The organism is Streptomyces phyllanthi, from assembly GCF_009377205.1.
Classification (GTDB): Bacteria; Actinomycetota; Actinomycetes; order Streptomycetales; family Streptomycetaceae; genus Streptomyces; species Streptomyces phyllanthi.
On record NZ_VJZE01000392.1, the window covers coordinates 1 to 8,872 of the forward strand.

The window sequence follows — 8,872 nt, forward strand, 5'->3', positions numbered from 1 at the left end:
CCGTGGGGGTGGGCTCGGCCGGCTCGGCGGCGTACGACGGCTGGATGGCGCCCACCGCCAGGACCAGAGCCGTCACGACCGGGACCGCCGGGGCCGGAGCCGTCAGCGCCCCGTGCGGTAAGCGGGGCCGTCGTGCGAGCCGTCGCCGTATGCGAAGCCATGGAGCCACGTCGCCACCCCTTCCGATGCGAGGTGCGTGTGCGAGGTGAGAGGTGCGAGTACGTACGGCAGCCACCCCAGGCTCACACGCCGCCTCCGTCCCGGCATCCCGGGTCCGGCAATCGGTGCATACCGGTCATGGGGGCGGACCTCGACACGAACGGCCCGTACGTAAACGGTGGATCACCCCTCACCGGGGGCACCACGGTGATGAGGTGTACGGGTGCGAGAGAATGGCGGCATGGAGATGCCGAGGAACGAAAGATCGTCCGAGAGTCCCCAGATCCTGGTTGTCGGCCAGGACGGTCTGGCGCTCGGCGGCGGAGGGGACGAGGACCCCCGCGAGATTCCGGTGACGGAACAGGTGGAGCAGCCGGCGAAGGTCATGCGGATCGGCAGCATGATCAAGCAGCTTCTGGAGGAGGTGCGGGCGGCACCTCTCGACGAGGCGAGCCGTGCCCGGCTCAAGGAGATCCACGCCAGCTCGGTGAAGGAGCTGGAGGACGGCCTGGCCCCGGAGCTCGTCGAGGAGCTGGAGCGGCTCTCCCTGCCGTTCACGGACGAGGCGATCCCCAGCGACTCGGAACTGCGTATCGCGCAGGCCCAGTTGGTCGGCTGGCTGGAGGGCCTGTTCCACGGGATCCAGACCACCCTGTTCGCCCAGCAGATGGCCGCGAGGGCCCAGCTGGAGCAGATGCGCCGTGCCCTCCCGCCGGGCGTCGGCGGCGACGGCCAGGAGGACCCGCGCACGGGTGGCCGCTCGGGCGGGCCGTACCTGTAGCAGTCACGGGAAGGGGGCCCGGCACATCCGAGTGCCGGGCCCCCTTCCCGTTCGTACGAGCCGGGTTCAGGCGGGGTTGCCCGTCGAGACGTACAGCACGATCTTGGGCATGTCCTTGGGGTCGGCCTCGTCGTCGGCCGCGGGGAGCTGCTCCATGACCGTGCCCTCGCCGTACGTGTTCTCGTCGTAGTCCCTGGACTCGTACTGCCAGCCCGCCGCCTGGAGGCACTTCTTCACCGAGTCGATGTTCTTGAAGGTGAAGTTCGGGACGATGATCTTGTCGGGGTCGTCGTACGACTCCGACGGCTCGGTGCACTCCGTCGTCTCGATGGTCTTGGTCGTGTCCGGGCCCTTGTGTCCGGCCACCACCGAGGGCGAGGAGGAGGCGGTGGGTTCCCCACCCCCTCCCTGGTTGTCGCTGCCGCTGTTCAGTAGCAGGGCCGTGACGAGGCCGCCGATCGCGACGAGGGAGACGGCGACCGAGCCGATGACGACGCCCTTGTTGCCCTTGCCGCTCCGGGGCGAACCGGCGGCCGGCGTCGAGGGCTGCGGGGTGATGTTGTACGGCGGTGGGGTCGCCGGCCCCTGCTGTGGCGAGTACGCGGCGGACTGCGGCGGCGTCGGGTAGCCGCCCTGCTGCGGGTAGCCGTACGCCGGCGAGGGCGGCTGGGGGACCGGGCCGGGCCCCGAGGCCGACGGGCCGTACGGGCCCGGCTGGTACGGCGTCTGCACGGGCCCCGCCAGAGGGGCCGACTGGCCGACCGGCGGGAAGACGGCGGAGGCCACCCCGGCACCGCTGGACGTCTGCGCGCCCGGCACGATGCTCGGAGCGGCGGCCTGGAGCGAGGCGGCCACCCGCAGGCACTCGCCACGCATGGCCTCGGCGCTCGGGAAACGTTCGTTCGGGTTTTTCCTGAGCGCGCGGGCGACCAGCGCGTCCACCGCCGGGGGGAGGGAACGGTTGATCGAGGAGGGGGCCACCGGCTCCTCCTGGACATGCGCGTACGCGATCGCCAGCGGCGAGTCCGCCTCGAACGGCAGCCGCCCGGTGGTCAGCTGGAACAGCATGATGCCGACCGAGTAGAGGTCGCTGCGCGCGTCGACGCCACGGCCCAGCGCCTGCTCCGGCGAGAGGTACTGCGGGGTGCCGACGACCATGCCCGTCTGCGTCATCGACGTGACGCCCGACTGCATGGCGCGGGCGATGCCGAAGTCCATGACCTTGACCACGCCGCGCTTCGTCATCATCACGTTGCCGGGCTTGATGTCGCGGTGGACCAGGCCCATCTCGTGGCTGATCTCCAGCGCGGCCAGCACGTCCGCGGTGATCTTCAGCGCCTTGTCGGCGGGCATCGCGCCGTACTGCCGGACGTCCGCGTCGAGCACCGAGCCGAGCGGCTTGCCCTCGACGTACTCCATGACGATGTACGGAGTCGTCATGCCGCCCAGGTCGTCCTCGCCCGTGTCGAAGACCGAGACGATGTTCGTGTGCGTGAGCTTCGCCACGGCCTGGGCCTCGCGGCGGAACCGCTCGCGGAAGGCCTGCTCACGCCCGAGCTCGGTGTGCAGTGTCTTGATCGCGACCTGCCGGTCGAGCACGGAGTCATAGGCGAGGTGCACTGAGGCCATGCCGCCCTCACCGAGCAGATCGCGCAGCTGGTAGCGGCCGCCGGCCAGCGAACTCCCCCCGTACCGGCCCTGTGCGCCGTCCTGGCTCATGTTTCTGCGTCCCCCATCGCCACCCGCTGGGACTGCCGGCGTGGCTCCCGCGTTCGGTGATCCTCGTGATCCTCTGAATCCTCGCGGTCCGTCGCGGTCCATCGTGATGCGTCGTGATCCGCTGAGTGATTCCCGGCCAAGTCTGCCCCAGGGCACTGACACGTCAAGCGGGGTGCCCGATCCGTGACCGTACGAGAAAGAAGCGTCGCGGGAGCGTTACGAGGTCCGCACGGCAGGTACACGGTATGTGCACGGCAGGCGGTCGGGATTTGCACGACGGGCTGCCCGGAAGGTTTGATGGCCGGTCCATCCTGATTCCGTCTCAGATACAAGTCGGACCGGCCTCTTGCGCGGAGGCTGTAGCGTGGCCCGACGGAAGACCGTAGCAACGACCGCGCGGACCGCGGGCAGAAACGACGGCGAGGACTGATGGCACAGCAGCGCGCTCAGGGCCCGTCCGACCCCGAGGCGGCTGGCGGCGGTACGTCAGACGCGCCGGAGATGTGGGGCAATGGTGGGCTTGTCGGGGACGGCCGGTATCGGCTGACCCGCAGACTCGGCCGTGGCGGCATGGCCGAGGTCTTCGCGGCCGAGGACGTGCGTCTCGGCCGTACGGTCGCGGTCAAGCTGTTGCGTTCCGATCTCGCCGAGGATCCCGTCTCCAAAGCGCGCTTCACGCGTGAGGCGCAGTCCGTGGCCGGGCTGAACCACCACGCGATCGTGGCGGTGTACGACTCCGGTGAGGACATCGTCAACGGGACTCCGGCGCCGTACATCGTGATGGAGCTGGTCGAGGGCCGGACGATCCGCGACCTGCTGATCAACGCCGAGGCACCCGGGCCGGAGCAGGCGCTGATCATCGTCTCCGGGGTGCTGGAGGCGCTCGCCTACTCGCACCAGCACGGCATCGTGCACCGCGACATCAAGCCGGCCAACGTCATCATCACCAACACGGGCGCCGTGAAGGTGATGGACTTCGGCATCGCCCGCGCCCTGCACGGGGCGTCCACGACGATGACGCAGACCGGCATGGTCATGGGCACGCCCCAGTACCTGTCCCCGGAGCAGGCGCTCGGCAAGGCCGTCGACCACCGCTCCGACCTGTACGCGACCGGCTGCCTGCTGTACGAGCTCCTCGCGCTCAGGCCGCCGTTCGTCGGCGAGACACCGCTGTCGGTGGTCTACCAGCATGTGCAGGACATCCCGGTGCCCCCCTCCGAGTTCTCCGACGGTGCGCCGCCGGAGCTCGACGGGCTCGTGATGCGCTCGCTCGCCAAGGAGCCGGACGACCGGTTCCAGACGGCCGAGGAGATGCGCGGGCTGGTCCAGTACGGCCTCCAGATGCTGTACGACCAGGGCAGTCACACCGGCACCTGGAACACCGGGCCCGTCACCATGCACGAGGGCGCGCACACGCCGTCCGGTGGTTTTGCGGGTACGGCCGCGCTGCCGCACCCCGGTGAGATGGGGACCGCGCAGATCCCGCAGCCGATCCTGCCGAACGGCGGCGGCCGGGACGACGGCGGCTTCGAGGGCCACGGCAACCGCGGCAGCGGCCGCGGCAAGCTGTGGATCCTCGCGGTCCTCGCGGTCATCGCCATCGCGGCGGGCGTCGCGCTCGCGCTGAACAACAAGGACGACGGCGGCGGAGGCGGCTCGGGGACGACCCAGTCGCCGACCGCCACGAAGTCCGAGGACAAGGACTCCAGCGAGTCGCCCAGCGAGGAGCCCACCGACGAGGCCACGGAGGAGGACACCAGCACGGGGTCCGGCTCGGGCTGGTCGTCGCCCTCGTACACCCCGTCACCGACCCCCACCCCCTCCAACACGCAGAGCCAGCCGTCGGGCGGTCAGCCGTCGAACACCGCGACGGCCAGTGAGGAGCCGACGGAGGAGGAGACGACGCCGCCGGACGAGGAGGAGACCCCGGACCTGCCGACGGGCGGTGTCACGGGCGACGAGGGGGATTCCTGACACGGGCCGCGGCCTGAGGGCTCCTGAGGATCCGGGAATCACCGGCAAACACCTTTCACGCGCGCGTGGAGCACAGAACCGTGCCCCACGCGCGCGTGCCGTTTCGTTGCCGACGCGCCGGTCCCTTGCGCCGTTCCGGTGGACCGGCACGACGGATCCACGAGGCGAACCCTTCCCGTGTTCGGGGTGAGCGGGATAACGTGCCGGTGTTCCGGCCCCCTGCGAGGCTGTGACCAGTGCTGTGACCAGCAGTTGTTCCCGACAAACGCGAGCTACTTGGAAATCCGAGGGAAAATACTTGGAAATCCAAGGAAAAACGCAGGTCAGGAGGGGTTTCACAGGAATGTGGAGCACTGGGTAACGTGCCTTCTGCAGGGCGCTCGCCGGGGCACCTGTCACGCCTGTTCCCGGCCGAGGGCACCCACCCCGTGCACGGGTTGCGGGACCAGGCGAGCCGCACTGGCCACCCGGCAATCCCGGGGGCCGGACCGACGGAGGAGCACACGTGACCGTGGAGAGCACTGCCGCGCGCAAGCCGCGACGCAGCGCCGGAGGCAAGGCCGGCACCACCGGCACCAAGAGCAGCACCACCGGCACCAAGCGCACCACCCGCACTGCCGCCAGGAAGACGTCGAGCGGCGAGCCCGAGCTCGTCCAGCTGCTGACGCCCGAGGGCAAGCGGATCAAGAACGCCGAGTACGACGCGTACGTCGCCGGCGTCACCCCCGAAGAGATCCGCGGTCTCTACCGCGACATGGTGCTCACCCGGCGCTTCGACGCCGAGGCCACCGCGCTCCAGCGCCAGGGCGAGCTGGGCCTGTGGGCCTCGCTGCTCGGCCAGGAGGCCGCCCAGATCGGCTCCGGACGGGCCCTGCGCGACGACGACTACGTCTTCCCGACCTACCGTGAGCACGGCGTCGCCTGGTGCCGCGGCGTCGACCCGACGAACCTCCTCGGCATGTTCCGCGGCGTGAACAACGGCGGCTGGGACCCCAGCGGCAACAACTTCCACCTCTACACGATCGTCATCGGCTCCCAGACGCTGCACGCGACGGGGTACGCGATGGGCGTGGCCAAGGACGGCGCGGACTCGGCGGTCATCGCGTACTTCGGTGACGGCGCGTCCAGCCAGGGCGACGTCGCCGAGGCGTTCACCTTCTCCGCGGTCTACAACGCGCCGGTCGTGTTCTTCTGCCAGAACAACCAGTGGGCCATCTCCGAGCCGACCGAGAAGCAGACCCGTGTGCCGCTCTACCAGCGCGCCCAGGGCTTCGGCTTCCCCGGCGTCCGGGTCGACGGCAACGACGTCCTGGCCTGCCTCGCCGTCACCAGGTGGGCCCTGGAGCGGGCCCGCAGCGGTGAGGGGCCGACCCTCGTCGAGGCGTACACGTACCGCATGGGCGCCCACACCACCTCCGACGACCCGACCCGCTACCGCCACGACGACGAACGGGTGGCCTGGGAGGCGAAGGACCCGATCGCGCGCCTGCGCGGCTACCTCGAGTCCGAAACCGACACGGACGAGGGATTCTTCTCGGAACTCGAAGCGGAGAGCGAGGCGTTGGGAAGGCGAGTGCGCGAGGTGGTGCGTGCCATGCCGGACCCGGACCACTTCGCCATCTTCGAGAACGTGTACGCGGACGGTCACGCCCTCGTCGACGAGGAGCGTGCCCAGTTCGCCGCGTACCAGGCTTCGTTCGCTGACGTGGAGGAGGGCGGGAAGCGATGACCGCTCAGGCTGTGGCATCCAGGAGCATGGCGCTGGCCAAGGCGATCAACGAATCGCTGCGCAAGGCCCTCGAGTCCGACCCCAAGGTTCTGATCATGGGGGAGGACGTCGGCAAGCTCGGCGGCGTGTTCCGGGTGACGGACGGGCTGCAGAAGGACTTCGGTGAGGACCGGGTCATCGACACCCCGCTCGCCGAGTCGGGCATCGTCGGCACGGCGATCGGCCTCGCGCTGCGCGGCTACCGCCCGGTGGTGGAGATCCAGTTCGACGGCTTCGTGTTCCCGGCGTACGACCAGATCGTCACCCAGCTCGCGAAGATGCACGCCCGCTCGCTGGGCAAGGTGAAGCTTCCGGTCGTGGTCCGGATCCCGTACGGCGGCGGCATCGGCGCGGTGGAGCACCACTCCGAGTCCCCCGAGTCCCTGTTCGCGCATGTGGCGGGCCTGAAGATCGTCTCTCCGTCGAACGCGTCCGACGCCTACTGGATGATGCAGCAGGCCATCCAGAGCGACGACCCGGTGATCTTCTTCGAGCCGAAGCGCCGCTACTGGGACAAGGCCGAGGTCAACCGCGAGGCGATCCCCGACCCCCTGCACAAGGCCCGTGTCGTACGGGAGGGCACCGACCTCACGCTCGCCGCGTACGGCCCGATGGTGAAGCTCTGCCAGGAGGTCGCCGGGGCGGCGGAGGAGGAGGGCAGGTCGCTGGAGGTCCTGGACCTCCGCTCCGTGTCCCCCCTCGACTTCGACTCGATCCAGGCCTCGGTCGAGAGGACCGGCCGCCTGGTCGTGGTGCACGAGGCGCCGGTGTTCTTCGGCTCCGGCGCGGAGATCGCCGCCCGGATCACCGAGCGGTGCTTCTACCACCTGGAGGCGCCCGTGCTCCGGGTCGGCGGCTACCACGCCCCGTATCCGCCGGCGCGGCTGGAGGAGGAGTACCTGCCGAACCTGGACCGGGTACTCGACGCCGTCGACCGCTCGCTGGCGTACTGAGGAGAGGGTCGTGACGACGATGACTGAAGCGTCCGTGCGGGAGTTCAAGATGCCCGACGTGGGCGAGGGACTCACCGAGGCCGAGATCCTCAAGTGGTACGTCCAGCCCGGTGACACGGTCACCGACGGACAGATCGTGTGCGAGGTCGAGACGGCGAAGGCGGCGGTCGAGCTGCCCATCCCGTACGACGGTGTCGTACGCGACCTCCACTTCCCCGAGGGCACGACGGTGGACGTGGGCACAGCCATCATCGCGGTGGACGTGACGGGCGGTGCCGCGCCCGCCGATGAGGCGCCGACGCCCGAGGCCGAGGCACCGAAGGCCGCCGAGCCGGCCAAGCCGCAGGGCCGCAAGCCCGTGCTCGTCGGGTACGGGGTCGCGGAGTCGTCCACCCGGCGCCGTCCCCGCCGGGGAGCCCGACCCGTGGAGCCCCCGGCCGCCGAGGACCAGCCGTACGCGTCCTCGGCGCTCCAGGGCGCCCAGGCCGAGCTGAACGGCCATGGGACCGCGCAGCCGCGCCCGCTGGCGAAGCCGCCGGTGCGCAAGCTGGCCAAGGACCTCGGGGTCGATCTGGCGACGGTCACGCCGTCCGGCCCGGACGGGATCATCACGCGTGAGGACGTGCGTGCGGCGGTGGCCCCTCCGGCCGCGGAGCCCGCCGCGCCGCAGGCCGCTCCCGCCCCGGCGGCCCCGGCCGCACCCGCCGCCCCGGCTCCCGCGGTCGCCCCGTCGCCGGTCACCGTGTCGTACGACGCCGCCCGTGAGACCCGTGTCCCGGTCAAGGGTGTCCGCAAGGCCACCGCGCAGGCCATGGTCGGCTCGGCGTTCACGGCGCCGCATGTCACGGAGTTCGTGACGGTCGACGTGACCCGCACCATGAAGCTGGTCGAGGAGCTGAAGCAGGACCGGGAGTTCGAGGGCCTGCGGGTGAACCCGCTCCTGCTGATCGCCAAGGCCCTGCTGGTCGCGATCAGGCGGAACCCGGAGATCAACGCGTCCTGGGACGAGGCGGCCCAGGAGATCGTGCTCAAGCGGTACGTGAACCTCGGCATCGCGGCGGCGACCCCCCGCGGGCTGATCGTGCCGAACATCAAGGACGCGCACGACAAGACGCTTCCGCAACTGGCGGTGGCGCTGGGCGAGCTGGTCTCGACGGCGCGGGAGGGAAAGACCTCCCCCGCCGCCATGCAGGGCGGCACGGTCACCATCACGAACGTCGGTGTCTTCGGCATCGACACGGGCACACCGATCCTCAACCCCGGCGAGTCCGCGATTCTCGCCGTCGGCGCCATCAGGCTCCAGCCCTGGGTCCACAAGGGCAAGGTGAAGCCCCGTCAGGTCACCACCCTGGCACTGAGCTTCGACCACCGCCTGGTGGACGGGGAGCTGGGCTCGAAGGTGCTGGCGGATGTGGCGGCGGTCCTGGAGCAGCCGAAGAGGCTCATCAGCTGGGCGTGAGCCGGCTGAGGAAGCGAGGAAGCAAGCAGGAGGGGCTCACCGCCGGCCGGCGGTGAGCC

At 70.4% G+C, this 8,872-nt stretch carries 6 protein-coding genes; 5 read left to right on the forward strand and 1 reads right to left on the reverse strand.

Annotated features, from left to right (window positions below; all coding sequences use genetic code 11):
* Window positions 1–400 precede the first annotated feature (400 nt).
* Window positions 401–940: a bacterial proteasome activator family protein gene (locus FNH04_RS35445; protein WP_152789958.1), complete on the forward strand. Its 540-nt coding sequence runs from the start codon at window positions 401–403 to the stop codon at window positions 938–940.
* A 66-nt stretch (window positions 941–1,006) separates the two neighbouring features.
* Here the strand turns inward: FNH04_RS35445 and FNH04_RS35450 are convergent, their stop codons facing one another.
* On the reverse strand, window positions 1,007–2,659 hold the full coding sequence (locus tag FNH04_RS35450; RefSeq protein ID WP_152789959.1) for a protein kinase domain-containing protein: 1,653 nt from the start codon (window positions 2,657–2,659) through the stop codon (window positions 1,007–1,009).
* A gap of 426 nt (window positions 2,660–3,085) precedes the next feature.
* On the opposite strand from FNH04_RS35450, the gene FNH04_RS35455 reads away from it, so the two are divergent.
* From FNH04_RS35455 to FNH04_RS35470, 4 genes are all read left to right on the forward strand, one after another.
* Window positions 3,086–4,633 (forward strand): protein kinase domain-containing protein, encoded by a 1,548-nt coding sequence (locus tag FNH04_RS35455; protein ID WP_152789960.1) that lies wholly within the window; start codon window positions 3,086–3,088, stop codon window positions 4,631–4,633.
* A gap of 505 nt (window positions 4,634–5,138) precedes the next feature.
* The gene (gene pdhA, locus FNH04_RS35460) at window positions 5,139–6,362 is read left to right on the forward strand and encodes a pyruvate dehydrogenase (acetyl-transferring) E1 component subunit alpha (RefSeq protein WP_322724772.1); all 1,224 of its coding nucleotides are present in this window, start codon (window positions 5,139–5,141) and stop codon (window positions 6,360–6,362) included.
* The gene (locus FNH04_RS35465; protein ID WP_152789961.1) at window positions 6,359–7,354 is read left to right on the forward strand and encodes an alpha-ketoacid dehydrogenase subunit beta; all 996 of its coding nucleotides are present in this window, start codon (window positions 6,359–6,361) and stop codon (window positions 7,352–7,354) included. Before pdhA ends, FNH04_RS35465 begins: the two co-directional genes overlap by 4 nt.
* Before the next feature lie 10 nt (window positions 7,355–7,364).
* Window positions 7,365–8,813, forward strand: coding sequence for a dihydrolipoamide acetyltransferase family protein (locus FNH04_RS35470; protein ID WP_322724774.1), 1,449 nt, complete (start codon window positions 7,365–7,367; stop codon window positions 8,811–8,813).
* Window positions 8,814–8,872: the final 59 nt, after the last annotated feature.

Excerpts from the sequence above, each read along its gene's own strand:
- FNH04_RS35445 (WP_152789958.1), top strand. The coding sequence starts at position 401 with ATGGAGATGCCGAGGAACGAAAGATCGTCCGAGAGTCCCCAGATCCTG.
- FNH04_RS35450 (WP_152789959.1), bottom strand. The coding sequence starts at position 2,659 with ATGAGCCAGGACGGCGCACAGGGCCGGTACGGGGGGAGTTCGCTGGCC.
- FNH04_RS35465 (WP_152789961.1), top strand. The coding sequence starts at position 6,359 with ATGACCGCTCAGGCTGTGGCATCCAGGAGCATGGCGCTGGCCAAGGCG.